We start from the raw sequence: 21,727 nt of genomic DNA, 5'->3' as shown, positions 1-21,727 counted from the left end.
CAACGACCGATTTAATTAGTTGGAATAACATCAAAAATAATATGATTCATCCTGGCGATGTGTTAATCGTTTCTAAATCAGCGGCTGGCAGTGGTAACAGCAACAGCGGTAATACGGGCAGCACAACGACACCCGCAACTGGCACGAAATACACGGTTAAATCCGGTGATTCAGTTTGGGCGATTGCTAATAAGTACGGCATTTCGATGGCGAATTTAGTCAAGTGGAATAGTATCCGCAATAACTTTATCTACCCTGGTCAAGTCTTAGTTGTGAGTCAAAGTGGTTCTGGTAGTACTAGTACCGGCAACACGGGTTCGGGTTCAACGACAACTAATCAAACTGGAAAAACTTACACGGTTAAATCTGGTGATTCAGTCTGGGCAATTGCCAATAAATCTGGCATCTCAATGGCAACATTAGTTCAATTAAACAATATTAAAAATAATTTTATTTATCCGGGTCAAGTGTTAAAATTAGGCAGTACAACGACGAGTATGTCGAACAATAATCAAGGGTCTGCATCGACAGCGAAGACTTATACCGTTAAGTCTGGTGATAGTCTCTGGTCAATCGCGCAAAAGAATCAATTATCAATCACGCAATTAAAACAAATCAATAATTTACATTCAGATTTAATCTTAGTTGGTCAAACCTTGAAATTGAAGTAAGAGTTTGGTATGCTAAGTACAATTATTTAACGTTGAAGAGGATTAGTAGTCAGTATTAAGTGTTCAGCGAGCGTATGGTTAGTGAGAATACGTCTTTAATACTGATGAACTCGCCTTTGAGTTTTCGACTGAATTAAGTAAGTTGGAACGTGAGCCGCGTTAAGGCCAGAGAGTTGTCCAATTTGTGTTGGGCAGAACTTAGGTGGCATCGCGGTCAATTCGTCCTATGGTATTTTATACCATAGGACTTTTTTTTTTCGTTAAATAAACCAGAAGAGGAGTGTTTTTATGACTTACGATCATCGCGCAGTTGAACAAAAGTGGCAAGCTTATTGGCAAAGCCACAAATCATTTAAAACCACAGAAGATCAGAATAAGAAGAACTTCTACGCACTCGATATGTTCCCCTATCCATCCGGCCAAGGCCTACATGTTGGTCATCCAGAAGGCTATACCGCAACTGATATTTTAGCGCGGATGAAACGGATGCAAGGCTTTAACGTGTTACACCCCATGGGTTGGGATGCGTTTGGCTTACCCGCTGAACAATACGCGTTAGATACCGGTAATAATCCGATTGATTTTACGCAAAAAAATATCAACACGTTTAAACGTCAAATTAATTCACTTGGTTTTTCTTACGATTGGGATCGTGAAGTCAATACGACTGATCCTAGTTTCTACAAGTGGACGCAATGGATTTTTGAAAAGATGTATGAAAAGGGTTTGGCTTATGAAGCCGAAGTGCCCGTTAACTGGAGTCCTGATTTAGGAACCGTTGTCGCCAACGAAGAAGTGATTGACGGCAAAACAGAACGGGGCGGTTATCCGGTTTATCGGAAACCAATGCGTCAATGGATGTTGAAAATCACGGCTTATGCTGATCGGTTAATCGACGATTTAGATACGGTTGACTGGCCTGAAAGTGTCAAAGATATGCAACGTAACTGGATTGGCCGTTCTAAGGGCGCTGAAGTCACGTTTGCGATTGAAGGGCAAACTGATTCAGTCGCCGTCTTTACGACGCGTCCGGACACGTTATTCGGTGTCAGCTACATTGTGATGGCCCCCGAACATGCTTTGGTGGCTAAAATCACGACTCCCGCTCAAAAAGCGGCCGTTGATGCTTATTTGAAAGAAATCGAACACAAAAGTGATCTTGAACGGACTGATTTGGCGAAAGATAAAACCGGTGCATTCACTGGTGCTTACGCCACTAACCCAGTGAATGGCGAACAATTACCAATCTGGATTTCGGATTATGTGTTAGCCACTTACGGAACTGGCGCAGTGATGGCCGTACCAGCCCATGATTCGCGTGATTGGGAATTTGCGAAGAAGTTTGATTTACCGATTAAACCAGTCGTTGCTGGTGGCAATCCAGAAGAAGCCGTTTATGACGAAGCTGGCGTAATGATTAATTCTGATTTCTTAGATGGATTAGATAAACAAGCCGCAATTGAATGCATGATTCCGTGGTTAGTAGAACATGATGCGGGTCACGAACAAGTGAGTTACAAACTCCGTGATTGGTTGTTCTCACGCCAACGCTATTGGGGTGAACCCATTCCAATTATCCATTGGGAAGATGGTACGAGTTCAGTAGTGCCTGAAGACCAATTACCACTTGAATTGCCAATTACGAGCGACATCAAACCTTCAGGAACTGGCGAAAGTCCATTAGCCAACCTAACTGATTGGTTGAACGTAACGGATGAAAATGGCCGTAAAGGCCGTCGTGAAACCAATACGATGCCACAATGGGCGGGTAGTTCATGGTATTACCTCCGTTATATTGATCCTAAAAACCCCGATAAATTAGCTGATTTTGCTAAATTAGAAGAATGGTTACCGGTTGATATGTATATCGGTGGTGCTGAACATGCCGTCTTACATTTACTTTATGTTCGTTTCTGGCATAAATTCTTGTATGATATCGGTGTTGTGCCAACCAAAGAACCATTCCAACGGTTGTATAACCAAGGGATGATTTTAGGTGATAACCACGAAAAAATGTCGAAATCAAAAGGCAACGTGGTTAATCCGGATGACGTGGTTGATCGCTATGGTGCCGATACGTTACGGTTATACGAAATGTTCATGGGACCTTTGGACGCGTCAATTTCTTGGAGTGAAAAGGGCCTAGCCGGCGCACGGAAGTTCTTGGACCGGGTATGGCGTTTATACACTGAGGAAGATACCGACGAACAAGATCAAGTTTCAAGTAAATTAGTTCAAGCAAATGATGAAACGTTGAAGAAATCTTACAACGAAACCGTTAAAAAGGTGACAGAAGATTTCGAAAACATGCACTTTAACGTTGCGATTTCGCAATTGATGGTCTTCATCAATGATGCTTATAAAGCCGATACATTCCCAATGGCCTATGCAGAAGGCTTCGTTAAGATGTTAGCCCCAATTGCACCGCATATGATGGAAGAATTGTGGACAATGCTCGGGCATACTGAATCAATCAGTTACGAAGCATGGCCAACGTTCGATCCCGCTGCACTAGTGGATAGCGAAGTCGAAGTTATTCTACAAGTTAATGGTAAGTTGAAAGCCAAAGTCACCGTTGAAAAAGACATGGCCAAAGACGCACTAGAAGCTCTAGCAATGGCGAACGAAAAAATCGCCGACTTCATCGCCGAAAAAACAGTCCGCAAAGTAATTGTCGTACCAAATAAAATTGTTAATGTGGTAGCAAATTAAAAGAAATAAGTGCTGACTGAGCTGGTCAGCTTCTGAGTATAGCCTAAAATCGGACGTTGTGACTGAAGTTTAGTCATGACGTCCGATTTGTAGCTAGACGGAAGAAGCTAGCTCAGAAGCACGTTAAAGAAGTAAGTGTGTTGAGTTGCGCTTAGCAACTGAGCATTAACAGAAAATTCCCAGTTATCTTGATTTTTAAGATAATTGGGAATTTTAGGTTAAGCGGAAGTTGTTGCAACTCAAAAGCACGTTAAGATCGAAGTGCCTAATTCAAGTTGGTCAGGCTTTGAGGATTAACCTAGAGCTGCCAAACTCTTCAGCACCAAAAAAACTAGCCATCACTTGAAAATAGTGGTGGCTAGTTTTTTGGTTAATAAAGTGGATTAATCTGGTCGTGGTGCAACACCTTAATCGATTCACCGGCTTGTTGACGGCGATCGATATTTTGTTCACCCCAAGTACAGAGTAGATTGAGAATCTGGTTGAGTGATTGACCGTATTCGGACAAACGATATTCAACGTGAGGTGGGACTTCTGGATAGATTTTACGATTAATAATCCCATCGCGTTCTAATTCGCGCAATTGTTGCGTGAGCACTTTTTGGGAGATACCGGGAATATTCTGGCACAGTTCACTGGTTCGTAAGGGTTGATTGCGCAGATGGCATAAAATGATTGGTTTCCATTTACCGCCGATGATTTCAATCGTCGCTTCAACGCCGATGTTATATATTTTCTCATCCATTTTTAATTTTGATTCACCTTTTCATTGTGATAATAACCAATTATAACCTTTGAGTAACCTAATAACAAAAAAGTGCGTAATTGTGCAGTAACCACTTCTATTGAATAATAGACTACATCAATAAAAAGTGTAGGAGTGTGGAAAATGAATCAGAAACAACGTGCCAATTTAACGTTATTGGCTTTAGCAATCAGTGCCTTTGCCATCGGATCGACCGAGTTCATTAGTGTCGGGTTAATGCCACTGATGATTAAGGATTTTGGGATTACGATGAGTCAAGCCGGTTTGACTGTTTCGATGTATGCGTTGGGGATTACCATCGGTGCCCCAATTCTAGTGATTTTAACCAGTCGTTGGCCGCGTAAAAATTTATTGTTAGGGATTATGTTAGTGTTTATCGTCGGTAATTTAACCGTCGCTTTTGCGCCTATTTTTCCAATTGTCTTGTTAGGGCGGATCATTTCAGCCTTGGCACACGGGATATTTATGTCAATCGCTTCAGTGATTGCCGCCGATGTTGTTGAACCAGAACGGCGGGCGAGTGCGATTGCAGTCATGTTTACCGGATTAACGGTTGCAACCGTGACGGGCGTGCCCCTTGGAACTTTCATTGGACAAGTATCAACTTGGCATATGTCGTTTATCTTTATTGCGGGGATCGGGGTGCTCGGTTTAATCGCCAACTGGTTCTTAGTGCCGAACGATTTACCATTAGGTCAGCCAAGTCATTTTAGTGGGATTAAACGGGTTTTCATGAATCGTCAAATCGTTTTAGCGCTATTGATTACGGCGTTGGGCTACGGGGGTACTTTTACCGTGTATACGTTTGTGACGCCGATTTTAGAAACGAAAATGGGGTGGTCGCCAAGTGCGGTCGTCATTATTTTAGTGATTTACGGTTTAATGGTGGCGATTGGTAATACCTTGGGAGGTAAATGGTCGAATCATCAGCCGTTGTTGGCGCTTTTAAAGATGTTTATCGGATTATTAGTGACCCTAATTTTCTTTTTAGTCACCTTGAATGGACACTGGTTCGGCTTAATCAACGTTTTAGTGATGGGCTTCTTCGCGTTTATGAACGTTCCCGGACTGCAACTCTATATTGTGCAACTAGCTGAAAAATATGCACCGAATGATATTCCGTTGGCCTCGGCTTTAAATATTTCGGCGTTTAATGTCGGGATTACGATCGGTTCACTAGTCGGCGGTCAAGCTTCTGCCGCGTGGGGCTTGGGCAGCACGCCAATCTTTGGCGCTGCGATGGTTTTCATCAGTATTTTATTAACGTGGTGGTTAATTCGAATGACGAAAAAAGCAGCATAACTGAAAAGCCAACTGATCCTGAAAAAAGGAGTAGTTGGCTTTTTTGATGTTGTGTGAGAATTTGTATTCTGAAACGTGCTTCTCAAGCAAACTTTTCCGCTTAACTACAGAAACGTCATTATGGTGAAAGGCAACCATAATAACGTTTCTTAGGTTAATGCTCAAAGTATGAACGCTTGATAAGCACTCTTCGAAAACGTGCTGCGTACACCAACTTCTTCCGTCTAGCTACAAATCAAAAATCATGACTCAAAACCGGTCATAATTTCTGATTTTAGGCTATACTCAGAAGTTACCCGGTGTACGCAGCACTCTGCCTAAAACGTGCAGTTCAAGCCAACTTCTTCCGTTTAGCTACGAATAGCAAATCATGACCATAGTTCGGTCACAATTCGCTACTCTAGGCTATACTCAGAAGCTACCCGGCTTGTACAGCACTCTGGTCAAAACGTGCTTCTCGAACAGCCTTTTCCGGTTAACTACAGGGCATAATTTATGGTAAAGAGCACTATAAGTTCTGTCCTTATGTTAATCCTCAAAGCCTCCCGTTCGAATCAGCACTCTGCCCCAAACGTGCAGTTCAAGCCAACTTCTTCCGTTTAGCTACGAATAGCAAATCATGACCATAGTTCGGTCATAATTTACTACTCTAGGCTATACTCAGAAGCTGAACGGCTTGCACAGCACTCTGCCTAAAACGTGCTCATTCTCACAGCTTCCTGTGCTTAGCTACGTTTCGCAAATAAAGTCCCAAGTACGGACTTTATTCACGGAACTAGGCTAATGCTCAGAAGCTTTCGTGAGAACTCACACCCTGAAATATTTTCTAAAGTTTTGTTAAAGGAATTGCAAGGATGGTGGCAATCAACTAGAATAGTAGGAAGACGCTTTTCGATGTTTAGACAAGGAGTTATGAAAAATGACCAATTCACCAGAAACGGGGACTACGGACACTTCTTCGCAGAGTAAGATGTTACGCGGTTCTGCTTGGATGACAGCTGGCAGTATTTTTTCGCGAATTTTAGGGGCTGTCTATGTTATTCCGTGGCCAATTTGGTTTGGCGTTAATTTTATTGCCGCCAATAATTTATTTGGACGAGGTTATCAGATTTACAGTGTTTTAATTGTTGTTTCGACGGCCGGTATTCCAGGGGCGTTATCGAAGCAAATTGCACATTATAATGAAATGAACGAATATGGCATTGGGAAAAAGTTATTTGAAAAATCATTGATTTTAATGTTAGTGATGGGGATTCTTTCGGCGGGGGCTTTATATTTATTGTCACCCGTTCTTTCTCAAGGTGATGCACGAATGATTCCAGTTTTTCATTCACTCTGTTGGCCTTTATTGATTATTCCGTTACTCAGTATTATGCGGGGATTTTTCCAAGGTTATGCTGAAATGGCACCGTCCGCCATCTCACAATTTGTTGAACAGGTTGCACGAGTTGCCTACATGACAATTACCGTTTTTATGATTACACAAGTTGCCAAAGGGAGTTACGTGACCGCCGTTACACAAGCAACGTTTGCTGCGTTTATCGGGGCAATCGCCGGATTATTATTACTTGTCTGGCACTATTTAAGACAACGACCAAAGCTTGAAAAGTTAATTGAAAATAGTAATAACGCAATTGAAGTTTCAACGACTGATTTGCTTAAAGGCATTATCAAACAATCAATTCCGTTTATCGTGATTGATGCCAGTATTAATTTAGTCTATATTATTGATCAATTTAGTTTTAATCGAATGATGAGTGACTTTGTGATTGCGAGTGATCATCAATTATGGAATATGTATACTTTATTTGCCGTTAACGCCAATAAATTGATTTCAATTACGGTTTCGTTAGCCGCTGCCATGGCGGTTACTGCGATTCCATTGATGTCAGCTGCTCATGTGCGTGGGAATCAAAAGGAATTAAAGCGCCAAATTGGGAGTACTATTCAGCTCTTTAGTTTCGTCATGCTTCCTGCAGCGTGTGGGATGGCGGCCGTGGCTGGTCCATTGTACACACTATTTTATGGCTACGATGCTTTAGGGGTCAATGTTTTACAATATTCATCATATATCTCAATTTTATTAGGGTTATTCACGGTTTTAGGGGCGATTTTACAAGGACTCTATCAAAATCGAACAGCGCTCTTTTATTTAATGATCGGTTTTATTGTTAAAATTGTAGCGCAATATCCAGCAATTTATTTCTTTCGTGTGTACGGGCCATTGACGTCCACTGGTTTGGCATTTGCCACGAGTTCGATTTTAATGTTGATGGCGTTACGTCGCAACTACCATTTTGATGTCTTACAAACCATACGTCGTTTAGCAGGGGTCTTAATCTTCTCAGGAATCATGTACATCGTCACTGCCGGTGCGGTTAAGCTGTTATACCTTGTTTTCAACCCATACAGTCGGTTACAAAGTGTCTTGGTCTTGGTGATTAGTGTTGGGATTGGGGCCGGTGTTTACGCTGCCTTAGCGTTGAAGACTCGGTTAGCTGATTTCGTTCTTGGAACCAACATGGATCGCTTTAGAAGAAAGTTGAAATTAAAATGAGAATCGATCGATTTTTAAGTTATATGCAAGTGGGGAGTCGGCAATCGTTAAAAGCCCTTTTTAAGGCCGGCCGAATCCAGGTTGACGGCCAAGTGATTGGCAACGGCAAGTTTCAGGTGACTGAAACGACTGTTGTTGAAGTCGATGGCGAACCGATTCATTATCAAACTGATTTTTATTGGTTACTCAATAAACCGGCGGGCGTGATTTCGGCGACCACTGATCCGCAAAAAACGGTCATCGATTTATTAACACCGGCCGATTATCGGGCTGATTTATTTCCGGTTGGCCGGCTAGATAAAGATACAACTGGGCTATTATTATTAACCAACGATGGCGATTTAACCCACTCATTATTAAGCCCGAAGAAGCATGTTTCTAAAAAATATCAGGCTAAAATTGCTGGGATTGTGACGGAAACGGATCAAGCGCAGTTTGCGGCGGGAATCCAATTAAGTGATTTTCAAGCGCAACCAGCGCAATTGATGATTCTCGAAACGGATGAACAAACGCAAACTAGTCTGATTACCGTTGAAATTCATGAGGGTAAGTTCCATCAAGTTAAGCGGATGTTTCACGCAGTCGGCAAAGAAGTGTTGACGTTGCAAAGGTTAACGATGGGGTCGTTAACCTTGCCCACGGACTTATTACCTGGGCAATACCGCGCATTAACCACGGCTGAAATTGAAGCCTTAAAAGAATAACAAAAAAGCCAACTCACTGAGTTGGCTTTTTTACTGATTATGATTGGGACAGCTTTGCCATAAATGCCGGCAGCGCTTGAATAATCTGGGTTGGTAAAGTGACATATTGGGTTTGCGCAAGTTGATCTGAAATCGCGCTGTGCGTATAAACCGCAGCGTTGACCGTTGCGATACTGGTTTGGAATTGACCGCAAAAGGCGGCAATAATCCCAGTTAACGTGTCACCACTACCACCGGTCGCTAAAGCGGGGGTGCCGATTGTTAATTGGTAAACTGCTTGGTCGTGATAAATTTCAGTGTGATGTTTCTTTAAAACTAAAATTGGTTGACCTAACTGGGCTAATGATTGTTGATTAGCGCTAATAGTCTGGTGGGCAATTGGTAACTGGCTGAGGCGCGACCATTCCATTTGGTGTGGTGTTAGGATTAATTGCGTGTTGGGCAATGGTAAGTGGTGTTTAGCGACTAAGGTCAGTGCTGAGCCATCCACTAGTAAAGTTTGGGTCGCCGTCACCGTTTTAAAAGTGAGTTGCAATAACATTAAGGCGTGGGCGGTTAAGCCCAGACCGGGCCCAATCACGATGACATCGGCGTTTCGAATGGTTTGTGCGAGTTGATTGGTGGGCGCTTGATAATCAACAAACATCGCTTCGGGTAACCGAGCGTGTAGGCTAGTCAGATTGATTTGATCGGTCATCACCGTTACCAGACCCGCACCGGCATTTACAGCCGCTTCGGCGCTCATCATGGCCGCGCCACCATATTGTTGGTTGCCGCCAATGATTAGAACGCGGCCAAACTGGCCTTTATGACTATTGGCGGGTCGTTTAACAATCACTTTTTGCACCATTTCGGTTGTAATAACTTGCATCGGAATCCCTCCAGTTATTTTGATTCTATTATAAGCCAAAGATTGGTAAAAAGGTATTGGCAGGGCTTGCTAACACTGGTACAATAGTCTTGTAGCAATTTTTGCCCGTGTGGCGGAACTGGCAGACGCGCAGCGTTCAGGTCGCTGTTTGGGTTTCCAAGTACAGGTTCGAATCCTGCCACGGGCACTATAAGAAAAATAAAAAGCACCAAAACCATTGATATATCAGTGGTTTTGGTGCTTTTTTTAAATTAAATAGTATAAGATTCAATATGTCTTTGTTAAAAGTGTATCAATTATTAAAAAAACAGTGATTGCTGTTTTTGTGTAGCGATACTAACAAGAAATGTAGCCTGCCGTATCAATAAAAATGATATTTGAATGACGTTGAGAACAAATTTTTGGTCGTTCATGTCGGAGTGGCAAATCATATGAACTATTATGTTAGAATTAAAAAAATATGAAAATAAAGGTGCCAGTGATTTTTATGAAAAAAATATTGATTATTGTAAGTGGTATCATTTTGTTATTGATTGGAATTAGGATGGGGGCAAAGATTTATATGGACAATAAAGTGACTAAAGAATTGGAATATCAAAGAGAATCTGCAATTTCATTGAGAAATGAGTATACGGATTTAGAAGAGATTATTTTTGATAAAGATGGTGGGCAGTTTTCAAAAACTGAAAATGATTTTGGTACTTGGTACATAGAAGTGAAATTAAAAATTTCTGATAACTGGTATGAAATTGCAACAGGGAAAGATGGTGGTTCCTATGGTGGAGTCGATAAAGATTTTCCTGAAGAAAAAATAGGAAAGGAAACTAAAAATTCTGTAATAGTTAAATATAGTAACGGAGATGAGGCGGTGTTGAAATGACGACAACAAAGCAATATGCCAGTTTAGATAATATTGTTTATGACGCTGATGCTTTAAAATTAAAAAAACCAATTAGAAGTGGAAAATTTGTTTATGAAAATTATCCAAAAAACGGTGGTCAAAAATATCAAGTTCTAAAGACCGTTGACACTAACGATACTAAAAATAGTCATGGGTATGACACAAACGGTTTCCAAGGGATGGCTGTGGCGCCAATTGATCAAAATGGGAATGTCGATTATACGCAGATTACAGTTGCGTATGCCGGAACTAATTTTAGTGATCGTAAAGATGTCGCGGAAGACTTACAGGGTATCGGTGCTGGTAATCGTAAAAACTTGATGTTAACCAACGAAAAATCGCAGAAGTATATCACTGCTAGCCAATTCGATTCGGCTTTAAAATTCTACCAACAGGTTCAGACTAAGTATCCGAACGCAACGCTTGATACAACGGGCCATTCTTTAGGAGGCGCGATTGCGTTGTTGGTAGGCAGTCATTATCATGTTTCGGCAACTGTATTTTCGGCGCCGGACCCGTGGAATGCGATGACGAATACTGAACGGCTTTGGGCATTGGCTCATCCGGAGTCATTGAGGAATTATCGGCATCAAGGTGATCTATGGTCGGAGACCGATTCTAAAACTTTGGGGATTGATGGGTTCACTGGAAAGACAGTCTGGTGCCAAACAACTGCAAGCGGCATGCTAAAAAATCATAATACGCATATGTTGTCGACGTTTAAATTTAATCAAAAGGGTCAGGCGAAACAACTGAAGGCGCAAATGGAGAACGATATCGATTTGCTTGATGAGAAGCAGTCTGCAATTAAGAAACTAGTTAAATCACTAAAAAAATCGGGTGGGACGTTTACCCATGCTGAAAAAATTGCCGTTGATGCGGTAGAAGCAATTGCAATGGCGGATAGTTTAAATCGAATCGCTGGCGATGGTATCGGCCAAATTATTAAACAGTATCATGCGGCAATTGAAGAGTTTGAGCCACTTTGGCAACAGACCATCAAGTCTGCGGCGCTGATTGGGGCTCATTTATCTGACAATGAAGTGATTCAAGCATTGGAAGCTGGTGGCGTCAGGCGTCAAACCGTCGTTGATGAACCAACGCAAAAATTGACGGCTAAAATAGACCAAGCACAGGCTGTCGGGCAAGAATACTTGGCGCTTTCAGCCAATATTAAACTGGTGGTTGATCGAATGATGGCCACTGATCAGGAATTAGCGGGGATGTTTAGCTAATGGTTACTAGTCAAAGAGAAGCATTAAGGACAAAACAAGCTGTTTTAGAGGCCGATTATCGGCAATCAAAGCGTTTAATGGTGGCGATGGCCGATCAGGTACAATTTGAAAAAAGACAAAATGCGACTGATTTGGAAGCTTTGTATCAGCGATATCATTATGTGATGCAAGCAGTTGCCGTCGATGTTGACCACACCTCATTAATGAACCAGTTGGCAACGACCAGAAATGAGATTGATCAGTTACTTAATCACCATCAGAGCGCAATCAAAGAGCAGATTGAAAGCAATGAAGCTCAATATCGCAAAACCCAACAAAATCTTTTAGAGAAATGATTGGAGCAGAATATTAATGGTTGATTTTGTAGCAGAAAGCCATCGAAATGAATTAGATAAGCAATTCAAAGCCATTCAACAACAAAGATTGGCGCAAACAAAGGCGTTAGAAAAATTAAGTATTTCGACTAATTTCAGTGTAGCGACTTTGAAAATAGTTGCTCATAAAAAGAGCACTGCTAAAAAGATTGCGCGACAATCCGCTGAAACGGTTAGTGAGCGGTTAAATCAACCCTTAACCGAAATGCCAATTTACATCAAGGGCAAAACTGTTTCAAAGATGAAAGTAGCGTATAGTGACGAAAATCAAAGGTTATTGAAACTATGAGCTATATTGTGAAATATGATTTGAGTATAGATAGGCACGTTAGCAAGGCTGTTAAAACAGTGATGCTAGTGTGCCTATTATTTTGCAATGATTATCAAATAAAACGATATTTGCACGACATTGAGGGCTGATTTAAAGACGTTCATGATAATCCGACCTATCGTGCAACTGATTATGATAGACTTTAGAAGAATTTTGGTGAAATTAGTGTGCAATCGAATCTGACACTTTAATCATAATGAATTAAGATGGAGAACTAAAAAATGACTAAAACAATGAAAATCATCATTAGTAGTGTTGTCATAATCGCAATCATACTTGGAGGAGGGTTAGTTTATATGCATGAGAAACAGGAGGCATTTCATCAAGAGATGGTCGACATCGTTAAAAGTAAAGAAGCAACCAATATTTTTGAAGATGGTATTCTGAAATTAGATTCTAAAGCTTTTACTAAAGAAGGCATTATTCAAAACTATTCAGTTGATTATTCAACGATTGAGCATAATCCGATGGGGGGAATAGACGGGACCCTCTACATAAATAATCAAAAAAATTATATGTAAGGTTTACTTTGAATAGTAATAATGATGATGAGTTGGATAAAGATTCTGGCATAAGTGGTTATTCAGCACAATTGGATAAACTTTTGGAAGGGGCAAAGTCTAATAATGAAGGAAATATTTAATGATACTGAAAATATTGAAATTGCTAGACATGAGTATTCGAAATATAACGTAGGGGATCCAATGACTATAAAAAATGGGACTGTGAGAATTGGGTTTATTGCCGATATTATTAATGATCCGAAAACGGGGCTGCAAGCTTACGTTATCACGCCGAATAGTCCTAATGCAGCCAACTTTGATCCGGATAAGGTGCAGCATGTGACGGTTATGTACCGGGGGTCAACCGGGGTCAATCACCTAGCGGGGACCGATGAATTGGGGCATGATGCGCGTCAAGATTGGTTTCAGAATGATGTACCAATTACCGGAAAAGTTAAAGCACCCATCACAAACATGTCTGAACGGGTCCATAATCAACTAGCCAACAGTTTGGGTGGCAACGCCGATCAAGCAACACCACAATTAAAAGCGGGGGGCAGAGCCCTATCTCGTGAAATGGGCATTTATCGAAACGCACAATTCGATGTTTATGGTCATTCATTGGGGGCGGCTGTTGGTGCTTATGCTTTGGGGGCCATTTCTGAGGAAAAGGGTCAACGAATTCGGCAAGCTTTTTTGTATGAAGGACCGAATGTGTACGGCCTGATGAATGACGCACAACGCGCACGGGTGGCCAAATTAAAGCAGTCGATTTTTAACTATATTGATTCGAAAGATCCGGTTGCATTAGGCTATGATGACCCCGCAGTTGGCACCGTCATCGAAGTTGATTCGAAGAAAACGGGCGACGTGACGAAACAGCATATGTGGGGTGGCTATCAATATGATCAAAATGGCAATATCAAGGCATCGGCTTCAGATATGTTGGCCGTTCAATTAGAGCGGTTAAACGTGCTCTACGAAACTTATCAAGCAAGTGGGACATTGACCGCTAGTCAGCAGATATTGCTAGATGCGGCTGCAGCGATGTCGTTGGTTAAATCGGTCGAAACGACAGCCATTGAAGCCTTAAATAACATGATTAAAATGTGGCGTAAAGCGATTGTTGAAGCACAAACGCTCTGGCAAGAAGCCCAATTAACCGCAGCCTTGGTTGGCCCGCATTTATCACATCAGGAAATGCACGATGCGTTGGCACGTGGTGGTGTCACCAAAGCATTGGTGGTCGATGGCCCGACTGATTATTACGAAGGTCAGATTCAACAGGCGCAATTTTTAAAGACTGAATTTAAGATATTCGTTAATAACATCCGGAGTGGCATTAATCAACAAATTGCAAATGATCAAACGTTGGCGAAGGGGTTCAAAGCATGGGATTAAAGCCGAATCAGTTAAAACAGCAAATTAGTCTTTTAGAAGAGCAGGCTATCGAGTGTGCTAACCAACAGCAATTAGACGAAGCTAAGTTGGATTGGTATCAACGTGAAAGTAATCAAGTGTTGGGCCAAATGCATCAGATTGCTTGTGCCAAGATGAGAAATCTTGAAGGTGCTGCTGACGTTTTACCACGTATTAATCAAATTGTAGAACAAAGTAACGATGATGTGGTTAAAACAGTTTGGGACACTAAAACCCAACTAACTGAAAGCAATGCGCAACGAACTCAGACGAATCAGAAGCGCCTGGCAAGACTAGCAGAACAGTTACGTGTGGCTAGGGGGACTCGGGATGATTGATGTCACGGATATCGAACATGCCTTTAATCAGACTGTCAAAAAAGCAGAAAAGATTTTGATTGAACAGGCAATCGCGGTGGGCTTTGAACAGGTTAAAAACGCACATCGAAAGCAAAATAAAAAAACTTATCAGGCTAAAAGTACCCAGGCTCAGCAACAGATTAAGACTCAAAGTGAGGCATTAAACCAAGCGATTAAAGGCAAGTGGGCTGACAAGGTGATTGAAAAATCAAAGGATAAGGGTACCAAGTTAACGAAGTTATAAATAGCCGTCATAAAAAGACCGTTTCAGGATTAGAAACGGCCTTTTTGTCTGTCATTTGCGAGGTAGATTAGAGCTTGCTCTTAATTAAAAATGAAAAGCCCCGAATAACATTTTTTAAATGTTATTCGGGGCTTTTTGGACTGTTTACATTGAAACAGACAGTCCCTATTGATGATATTTATTTTTAATTATTTAATAAAATTTTGGGAGGAATTTATTTCAAATAATTAATAGATGGCGTCTGTTTCAGAAGTGAAGATTGTATCGTTATTAGTACCAATAATTGGGGCCTTGAGAAGGTCCCATGGGGCTGATGAATATTGTAAGTGCGCAATGAATTCGTAACCAGCTGGTGCAGAATCAACTGGTAAGTGATGATTCTCTTCTAGTAATTGACCATAATCAATCACGATATCAGCGTTGACATCGCCAACGCCAATCCAGAATGATCTTGGGACTTCAACAATAATACGATCAGTATAAACGGTTACGTTACTGGGATTAATCGGTTGTGTGTTATCGCCAAACAATCTGGTTTCACGCATCTCCCCAGTGATGTAGGATGCGAATTCAGGTTGACTAGCAAGGTATTTAAATTGTTCTGGTAATTTAATCGTTAGGTAGGCAATATCGCCATCAACGAAGCCGCAATTTTGGGCGGTGTAGTGTAAAGTAACTTTACCTGTATTAGGGACACATCTAATGTAAGGAACCAGTTGTCCTTGTAGGGTGCCTTTAGCAGTGATAATCGCAGTTCGTGCTTGTTTAGGATTGCTGACAGTTGATGTTGGCGCGGTGTTTGTACCGGCAACTGCTGCTTGCGCCGTTGTTAGTGGTGCAAAAACACCAGCTAGCATCATCGCTGTAGCAGCCGTTGTTAGTAAGCGTACATTTTTTTTCATAAACTAAATCCTCCAAGAAAATAATAGTTAAGGGACGTCACCTTACGCGCTATTTTACACTGCTTAAATTAATTGTCAATAAAAACAATAAAATAATAGTATTTTTACATAAACTAAAAATATATAGTATACTGTGGTATCAGAAATAGGCGGATGACGGACGTAATTAGGAAATTTAATATTTGGAATAAAGCCCATGAATAGTACGTTATGGCTCATATCATTAAAAACTACTTGCGAACTAACATTGACTTCTAAAAAAGCATGTGATAATCTTCTCGACATAGAAATGCGATATGCCGTATCGTATTTTTATTATCATAAAATCACAAGGGGGAATTATGACGATATTAACGACATCCGAGATAATGGCGCTAATTCCTAACCGCTACCCAATCATTTACATTGATCGTGTTGAGGCGTTGGAACCGGATAAAAAAATTGTGGCCACTAAGCTTTTAACGATTAATGAATCGTTCATGCGCGGGTATCAACCTGATCAGCCGCAAATGCCCAATACATTGATCATCGAGGCACTCGCACAAACCGCTTCAATTTTAATTTTGAAATCACCAGCATATGCCGGTAAAACGGCTTATCTGGGAGCGGCCAAACAAGTTGATTTTGGACGGAAGGCTCGACCAGGTGATCAATTACAATTGACAGTGACCTTAATTAAGACGAAATCAAATATGGGTGTTGTGCAAACTAGCGCAACGGTTGACGGCGAAAACGTCTGCACAGCAGAATTAACGTTTGTTGTGGGTCCACGTGATAGTCAACTCGAAAAAAATAGGGGTTAAAAGATGGCCTTTAAAATGATTGCAACCGCTCAACAAGTGCCACAGCAAATTGTGACCAATGACGATTTAGCAAAACGCTTAGAAACATCTAATGAATGGATTGAAAGTCGCACCGGGATTAAAGAACGTCGAATCGCACAAACTGAAAATACATCTGATTTATGTACGCAAGTGGCACGCCAGTTATTGAACCAGCAACAATTAGCCGCGAGTCAAGTCAAAGCGATTATCGTGGCGACGATGACACCCGATTACTATACGCCAGCTACTGCTGCGATTGTACAGGGGAACATTGAAGCTGTCAACGCTTTTGCTTTTGACATTAGTGCGGCTTGCTCGGGTTTCACGTACGCTTTATCCGTTGCCAAAGGTTATCTACAATCAGAAGATGATTACGTGATGGTGATTGGTGGCGAAGTGATTTCCAAAGTGTTGGATTGGTCGGATCGCAGTAGTGCTGTTCTTTTCGGCGACGGGGCAGCAGGTGTGTTATTACAAGGCACGCTAGCCGCAGACGCTTGGTTAGGCGAACGATTGGTGACTCTGGGTCAGCAGAACGATCAACTGACTTCAGGGCAACTTGTTACCGGTCAAACGAATTGGCAAGCACCAACGCAAACCCATTTAGCAATCGACTTCTTCCAAATGTCGGGGCGTTTAATTTATAATTTTGCGACACGAACGGTGCCAGTGGAACTTGAACAAGCCGTTTTGGCGGCGGGCTATTCGTTGGACCAAGTCGATCATTTCTTGATTCATCAAGCCAATGCGCGACTGATTACGCAATTAGCCAAACGGTTAAAACAACCGTTGTCCAAGTTTCCGATGAATCTACAGCACTACGGCAACACCTCCGCCGCCAGTATTCCATTATTATTGGACGAAGAAGTCCAACAAGGTCGCATTAAAACCGGTGATTTATGTGTTTTATGCGGTTTTGGCGGTGGGTTGACGATTGGCATTCAAATCATACGTTATTAAAAATTTAAAAAAATAAACTAACAAACAAGGGGATTTTATCATGACACAAGCAGAAATTTTAAACAAAGTACAAGCAGTAATCGCAGAACAATTGGACGTTGAGATTGAAAAAGTGACACCACCAACTAATATTCGGGAAGAATTGGATGCTGATAGTCTTGATATTTTCGAAGTCATGAACCAATTAGAAGATGATTTAGAAGTCAAATTAGATCCAGACGAATCAATCGTGACGGTTCAAAACGTGGTTGATTACATTGAACAAACATTAGCCGCTAAATAAGGGGCAATACGATGCAGAAAATTGGACTTTTATTTAGTGGTCAGGGCAGCGAAGTGGCTGGGATGGGGCTTGATTTATATCAGAATCAACCGACTTATCGAGCTGTGATTGATCAAGCTAGCCAAGTGACGGGGCTTGATTTACCCGCAATAATGCAAACACCAGAATTATTGGCGCAAACCCAGTATGCGCAACCGGCAATCGTCGCGATGAGTGTCGGAATTGCCCAACTCTTAGCGGAGAATAATGTGCCGATTACGGCGGCCGCTGGTTTGAGTTTAGGGGAATATTCAGCGTTGATTGCCAACCAAACCTTTTCGATGGCGGGAGGCTTACCATTAGTCGCAACGCGCGGTCGTTTGATGCAACAAGCGATTGAGCACCAAGCCGGCCAAATGGTCGCGTTGATTGATCCAAATGTTGCGCAAGTGCAACAAATTTGTGCAGCTGTTCAGGCGCAAGGTGAGTGGGTGGCGATTGCTAATGTCAATTCGCCAAAACAGATTGTGGTTGGTGGCACACCAAATGGGATTCAGCAATTCACAACCGAACTAAATCGACTAGCACCCACGACGAAGTGTTTATCATTGAAAGTCAGTGGGGCTTTTCACACCCAATTGTTTGCTGAAACGGCGCAAGCTTTTAAACCGGTTATTGAACAAACGTCGCAAAATCAAGGGTTGTATCCCGTGATTAGTAACACAACACAACAGCCGTTTGAATTGGCGACTTTAACGGAGACGTTGGTCCAACAGATGGCCCACGCGACCCATTTTAGCGCTAATCTACAGTTTTTAGCCCAACAGGGAATTGATGTCTTAATTGAAGTCGGTCCGGGGAAGACGTTAAGTAAATTTGCCCGGCAAACGATTCCGACAGTTGAACGTTTTAATATTGGTAATCAAAAACAATTGACGTCCGTGTTAGCGGCGTTGAAAGAGGTGCACTAATGAAAAACGAAGCTAAAGTCGTGGCCATCACCGGCAGTAGCCGCGGAATTGGTCGCGCGATTGCGGTGACCTTTGCTAAGGCCGGCTATGATTTAATTCTCAATGGTCGCCAGACAGTCGATCCTGAACTGATTACTGAAATTGAAACCATTGGCCGCCAATGCGTCTTTGTGCAAGGCGATGTCACTGATGAAACGACGGCGACCCAAATCGTAGCGACCGCATTCGAACGGTTTGAACGATTGGACGTTGTGGTCAATAATGCCGGGATTACCAAAGATAAATTATTGATGGCGATGTCCGCAGCTGATTTTAAAGCGGTTGTGGATGTTAATTTGATGGGGACGTTTAATGTCACCCAAGTCGCCTTTACGAAGATGTTACGCCAACGCAGTGGTTGCATTATTAATTTAGCTAGTGTGATTGGTCAACATGGCAATGCCGGTCAAGCCAACTATGCCGCTAGTAAAGCGGGGATTATTGGTTTGACGAAATCAGTTGCTAAAGAAGGCGCTAAACGACATGTCCGGTGTAATGCGATTGCCCCAGGCATGATTGCGACCGATATGACAGCCGTCTTAAAACCAGCGATGACGGATGCCATTTTGGCACAAATTCCGTTAAATCGGTTTGGTGAACCAGAAGAAGTCGCATCAGCAGCGCTTTTCTTGGCTGAAAATCAATACGTCACCGGTCAAGTCTTAACAGTTGATGGTGGCATGACGATATAAGTGAGGGATAACAATGACAAGAGTAGTTGTAACCGGTATGGGCGTTGTCGCACCTTTAGGCAACGATACCGCCACTTTTACCAAACGAATTCTACAAGGTGATTTGGGCATCGGTCCGATCACTAAATTTGATGCCAGTGCGACTGGGGTGACCTTAGCCGCCGAAGTTCAAGATTTTGATGTGGCTGCTCGGGTTGGTAAGAAAAAGGCGAAGCGGATGGATTTATTTTCACAATACGCAGTCGACAGTGCGCTAGCAGCGATGCAACAGGCGCAGATTACACCAGAAAATACGAATTCTGAAGATTTAGGTGTGATTTATGGCTCTGGGATTGGTGGGTTAACCACGATTCAAGAACAAGTGATGCGAATGGTCGAAAAAGGCGCTGATCACATTTCACCGTTATTTGTGCCAAAATCAATCGGCAACATGGCATCGGCTAATATTGCCCTTGAAATCAACGCGCAAAACATTTGTACGACAATTGTCACGGCTTGCTCTAGTGGGGCCAACGCTATTGGTGAAGCCTATCGCCAGATTAAAGAAAAGCGCGCGACTGTCATGGTAACGGGCGGGGCCGAAGCATCGATTAATGAAATCGGGATTGGTGGTTTCGCGGCGTTATCAACGTTGTCAACGGCGACCGATCCGCAGCGTGCTTCTTTGCCGTTTGATCAAAATCGTCAAGGTTTTGTGATGGGCGAAGGCGGTGCGACGCTCGTGTTAGAAAGTTTAGAACACGCGCAAGCCCGCAACGCGACTATTTTAGGTGAAATTGTTGGTTACGGCACGAATTGTGATGCTTATCATATGACGTCGCCGAATCCGGACGGGAGCGTTGCAGCTAAAGCGATGCAGATGGCGCTTAAGGAAGGCCAGATTACACCCAACCAAGTGGATTATGTCAACGCCCACGGGACGGGGACGATGGCCAATGAACTCGCTGAATCGGCCGCGCTCAATCGGGTCTTTGGTTTAGACAGCCAAGTACCAGTCAGCAGTACTAAAAGTATGACGGGTCATTTATTGGGTGCGGCCGGCGCGGTTGAAGCCGTCATTACGTTAGCGGCTTTACAACAAGGTGTTTTGCCACCGAATATCGGGACGCAACAACTCGATGAGCATTGTCAGATCAATCTGATTACGGCGCCAACGAGTGCCCCTGACGCCCAATACGGGATGAGTAATTCATTTGGTTTTGGTGGTCACAATGCGGTGTTGCTGTTTAAGAAGTGGAGTGACTAAAGATGGAATACGAACAAGTCAAAGAAATGGTGACCTTATTTAATCAATCGGCCAACCAAGAAATGCAACTTGAAACAGAAGACGTTAAATTATATTTAAATAAACAACCGACGTCAGCAGTCACCACAATGAGGACGCCGGTTGAGGCTACACCTGATTTGCCAACTGAGGAAGCAACGTCGACTCATCAACCAACGGTTAGTGAATCGGGAACGACGATTGAATCGCCGATGGTCGGCAGTGTTTATTTGCAACCGGCCCCCGATCAATCAGCTTACCTGACTATCGGTCAATCAGTGACCGTTGGCGAGGTGGTTTGCGTAATTGAAGCCATGAAGATGATGACCGAAGTTAAAAGTACAGTGGCAGGTGTTGTGACGGCCGTTTTGGTCGCCAATGAAGAACTGGTTGAATATCATCAACCCCTTTTCGAAGTGAAAGAAGGCTAAAACATGTTAGATATTGTCGAAATTCAAAAGATATTACCGCACCGCTATCCGATGTTGTTAATCGATCGGGTCTTAACGCATGTACCAGGTGAATCAGCCGTGGCGCAAAAAAATGTGACGATTAACGAAGCTGTTTTCCAAGGCCATTTCCCGGGCAATCCAGTGTTACCGGGGGTCATGATTTTAGAATCGATGGCGCAAACCGGCGCGATTGCGTTATTGACTTTAGACCAATTTAAAGGGCGGACGGTCTACTTTGGTGGCATTAAGAGCGCCAAGTTCCGGCGCGTTGTGCGACCAGGGGATGTTTTAGAAATTACGGTTACTTTAGAAAAGTTAAAAGATAAAATTGGGTTAGGTAAAGCGATTGCGACCGTTGATGGTCAAAAAGCCTGTACCGCAGAATTAACATTCATCATCGAATAAGGAGGGC

Annotated in this window: 24 protein-coding genes, 1 tRNA gene and 1 other annotated feature; of the genes, 22 read left to right on the top strand and 3 right to left on the bottom strand. The window is 42.5% G+C overall.

Annotation, left to right across the window (positions count from 1 at the left end):
• Together LFUMFP_RS07940 and leuS are read left to right on the top strand one after the other, a co-directional pair.
• Positions 1 to 671: LysM peptidoglycan-binding domain-containing protein (locus LFUMFP_RS07940; RefSeq protein ID WP_158697736.1), on the top strand; the 671-nt coding region annotated here is incomplete at its 5' end.
• Positions 672 to 694: 23 nt separating this feature from the next.
• Positions 695 to 901, top strand: a binding site (T-box leader).
• A gap of 58 nt (positions 902 to 959) precedes the next feature.
• Positions 960 to 3,383: a leucine--tRNA ligase gene (leuS, locus tag LFUMFP_RS07935; RefSeq protein WP_056950056.1), complete on the top strand. Its 2,424-nt coding sequence runs from the start codon at positions 960 to 962 to the stop codon at positions 3,381 to 3,383.
• Positions 3,384 to 3,753: 370 nt separating this feature from the next.
• Here the strand turns inward: leuS and LFUMFP_RS07930 are convergent, their stop codons facing one another.
• Entirely contained in the window at positions 3,754 to 4,128 is a 375-nt protein-coding gene (locus tag LFUMFP_RS07930; RefSeq protein WP_025083783.1) for a winged helix-turn-helix transcriptional regulator, read from the bottom strand.
• 144 nt (positions 4,129 to 4,272) lie between these two features.
• Here LFUMFP_RS07930 and LFUMFP_RS07925 point away from each other — a divergent pair, with 144 nt between their 5' ends.
• The 3 genes from LFUMFP_RS07925 to LFUMFP_RS07915 all read left to right on the top strand — a co-directional run bounded on the left by LFUMFP_RS07925 (position 4,273) and on the right by LFUMFP_RS07915 (position 8,712).
• Positions 4,273 to 5,451: an MFS transporter gene (locus LFUMFP_RS07925; protein ID WP_106483399.1), complete on the top strand. Its 1,179-nt coding sequence runs from the start codon at positions 4,273 to 4,275 to the stop codon at positions 5,449 to 5,451.
• Positions 5,452 to 6,370: 919 nt separating this feature from the next.
• Positions 6,371 to 8,008 (top strand): putative polysaccharide biosynthesis protein, encoded by a 1,638-nt coding sequence (locus LFUMFP_RS07920; protein ID WP_025083781.1) that lies wholly within the window; start codon positions 6,371 to 6,373, stop codon positions 8,006 to 8,008.
• Positions 8,005 to 8,712 carry a pseudouridine synthase gene (locus LFUMFP_RS07915; protein ID WP_025083780.1) on the top strand — a complete coding sequence of 236 codons (708 nt, stop codon included), beginning with the start codon at positions 8,005 to 8,007 and terminating at the stop codon, positions 8,710 to 8,712. Before LFUMFP_RS07920 ends, LFUMFP_RS07915 begins: the two co-directional genes overlap by 4 nt.
• A 37-nt stretch (positions 8,713 to 8,749) precedes the next feature.
• On the opposite strand, the gene LFUMFP_RS07910 is transcribed toward LFUMFP_RS07915, so the two are convergent.
• A complete protein-coding gene (locus tag LFUMFP_RS07910) occupies positions 8,750 to 9,583 on the bottom strand; it encodes an NAD(P)H-hydrate dehydratase (RefSeq protein ID WP_025083779.1) in 834 nt (277 codons plus the stop codon).
• Positions 9,584 to 9,686: 103 nt separating this feature from the next.
• Here LFUMFP_RS07910 and LFUMFP_RS07905 point away from each other — a divergent pair.
• The 9 genes from LFUMFP_RS07905 (at position 9,687) to LFUMFP_RS07865 (ending at position 14,949) form a co-directional block, all read left to right on the top strand.
• Positions 9,687 to 9,770: transfer RNA gene (locus LFUMFP_RS07905), tRNA-Leu, on the top strand.
• Between the two features lie 300 nt (positions 9,771 to 10,070).
• The gene (locus tag LFUMFP_RS07900; protein WP_158697735.1) at positions 10,071 to 10,463 is read left to right on the top strand and encodes a hypothetical protein; all 393 of its coding nucleotides are present in this window, start codon (positions 10,071 to 10,073) and stop codon (positions 10,461 to 10,463) included.
• Positions 10,460 to 11,719: a lipase family protein gene (locus LFUMFP_RS07895; protein WP_106483397.1), complete on the top strand. Its 1,260-nt coding sequence runs from the start codon at positions 10,460 to 10,462 to the stop codon at positions 11,717 to 11,719. The genes LFUMFP_RS07900 and LFUMFP_RS07895 overlap by 4 nt, the downstream gene beginning before the upstream one ends.
• Positions 11,719 to 12,054, top strand: a complete 336-nt coding sequence (locus tag LFUMFP_RS07890) for a hypothetical protein (protein WP_106483396.1) — start codon at positions 11,719 to 11,721, stop codon at positions 12,052 to 12,054. Before LFUMFP_RS07895 ends, LFUMFP_RS07890 begins: the two co-directional genes overlap by 1 nt.
• Before the next feature lie 16 nt (positions 12,055 to 12,070).
• A complete protein-coding gene (locus tag LFUMFP_RS07885) occupies positions 12,071 to 12,382 on the top strand; it encodes a hypothetical protein (protein WP_106483395.1) in 312 nt (103 codons plus the stop codon).
• 338 nt (positions 12,383 to 12,720) lie between these two features.
• On the top strand, positions 12,721 to 12,945 hold the full coding sequence (locus LFUMFP_RS07880) for a DUF1310 family protein (protein ID WP_233210636.1): 225 nt from the start codon (positions 12,721 to 12,723) through the stop codon (positions 12,943 to 12,945).
• 183 nt (positions 12,946 to 13,128) lie between these two features.
• Entirely contained in the window at positions 13,129 to 14,328 is a 1,200-nt protein-coding gene (locus tag LFUMFP_RS07875) for an alpha/beta hydrolase family protein (protein ID WP_158697734.1), read from the top strand.
• Positions 14,319 to 14,684, top strand: a complete 366-nt coding sequence (locus tag LFUMFP_RS07870; protein WP_106483392.1) for a hypothetical protein — start codon at positions 14,319 to 14,321, stop codon at positions 14,682 to 14,684. Before LFUMFP_RS07875 ends, LFUMFP_RS07870 begins: the two co-directional genes overlap by 10 nt.
• The gene (locus tag LFUMFP_RS07865) at positions 14,677 to 14,949 is read left to right on the top strand and encodes a hypothetical protein (protein WP_106483391.1); all 273 of its coding nucleotides are present in this window, start codon (positions 14,677 to 14,679) and stop codon (positions 14,947 to 14,949) included. The genes LFUMFP_RS07870 and LFUMFP_RS07865 overlap by 8 nt, the downstream gene beginning before the upstream one ends.
• 227 nt (positions 14,950 to 15,176) lie before the next feature.
• On the opposite strand, the gene LFUMFP_RS07860 is transcribed toward LFUMFP_RS07865, so the two are convergent.
• Positions 15,177 to 15,851 (bottom strand): hypothetical protein, encoded by a 675-nt coding sequence (locus LFUMFP_RS07860; RefSeq protein WP_056950194.1) that lies wholly within the window; start codon positions 15,849 to 15,851, stop codon positions 15,177 to 15,179.
• A 341-nt stretch (positions 15,852 to 16,192) separates the two neighbouring features.
• Between LFUMFP_RS07860 and fabZ (LFUMFP_RS07855) the strand changes: the two genes are divergently transcribed.
• Genes fabZ (LFUMFP_RS07855) through fabZ (LFUMFP_RS07820) form a run of 8 tightly spaced genes read left to right on the top strand, consistent with a single transcriptional unit; the run spans position 16,193 to position 21,720 of the window.
• Entirely contained in the window at positions 16,193 to 16,654 is a 462-nt protein-coding gene (gene fabZ / locus LFUMFP_RS07855) for a 3-hydroxyacyl-ACP dehydratase FabZ (protein WP_025083141.1), read from the top strand.
• A gap of 3 nt (positions 16,655 to 16,657) precedes the next feature.
• The gene (locus LFUMFP_RS07850) at positions 16,658 to 17,635 is read left to right on the top strand and encodes a beta-ketoacyl-ACP synthase III (protein WP_025083142.1); all 978 of its coding nucleotides are present in this window, start codon (positions 16,658 to 16,660) and stop codon (positions 17,633 to 17,635) included.
• Between the two features lie 40 nt (positions 17,636 to 17,675).
• Positions 17,676 to 17,918 carry an acyl carrier protein gene (locus LFUMFP_RS07845; RefSeq protein ID WP_025083143.1) on the top strand — a complete coding sequence of 81 codons (243 nt, stop codon included), beginning with the start codon at positions 17,676 to 17,678 and terminating at the stop codon, positions 17,916 to 17,918.
• A gap of 11 nt (positions 17,919 to 17,929) precedes the next feature.
• Positions 17,930 to 18,868: an ACP S-malonyltransferase gene (locus tag LFUMFP_RS07840; protein ID WP_106483390.1), complete on the top strand. Its 939-nt coding sequence runs from the start codon at positions 17,930 to 17,932 to the stop codon at positions 18,866 to 18,868.
• Positions 18,868 to 19,599 (top strand): 3-oxoacyl-[acyl-carrier-protein] reductase, encoded by a 732-nt coding sequence (gene fabG / locus LFUMFP_RS07835; RefSeq protein ID WP_025083145.1) that lies wholly within the window; start codon positions 18,868 to 18,870, stop codon positions 19,597 to 19,599. The genes LFUMFP_RS07840 and fabG overlap by 1 nt, the downstream gene beginning before the upstream one ends.
• Before the next feature lie 13 nt (positions 19,600 to 19,612).
• Complete coding sequence (gene fabF, locus LFUMFP_RS07830) at positions 19,613 to 20,845, top strand: beta-ketoacyl-ACP synthase II (protein ID WP_056950192.1); 1,233 nt, start codon at positions 19,613 to 19,615, stop codon at positions 20,843 to 20,845.
• Positions 20,846 to 20,847: 2 nt separating this feature from the next.
• Positions 20,848 to 21,294 (top strand): acetyl-CoA carboxylase biotin carboxyl carrier protein, encoded by a 447-nt coding sequence (gene accB, locus LFUMFP_RS07825; protein WP_025083146.1) that lies wholly within the window; start codon positions 20,848 to 20,850, stop codon positions 21,292 to 21,294.
• A gap of 3 nt (positions 21,295 to 21,297) precedes the next feature.
• Entirely contained in the window at positions 21,298 to 21,720 is a 423-nt protein-coding gene (fabZ, locus tag LFUMFP_RS07820) for a 3-hydroxyacyl-ACP dehydratase FabZ (protein WP_025083147.1), read from the top strand.
• Positions 21,721 to 21,727: the final 7 nt, after the last annotated feature.

The organism is Latilactobacillus fuchuensis, assembly GCF_900258455.1.
Lineage (GTDB): Bacteria > Bacillota > Bacilli > Lactobacillales > Lactobacillaceae > Latilactobacillus > Latilactobacillus fuchuensis.
This window is presented reverse-complemented; position numbering and strand designations above follow the sequence as displayed.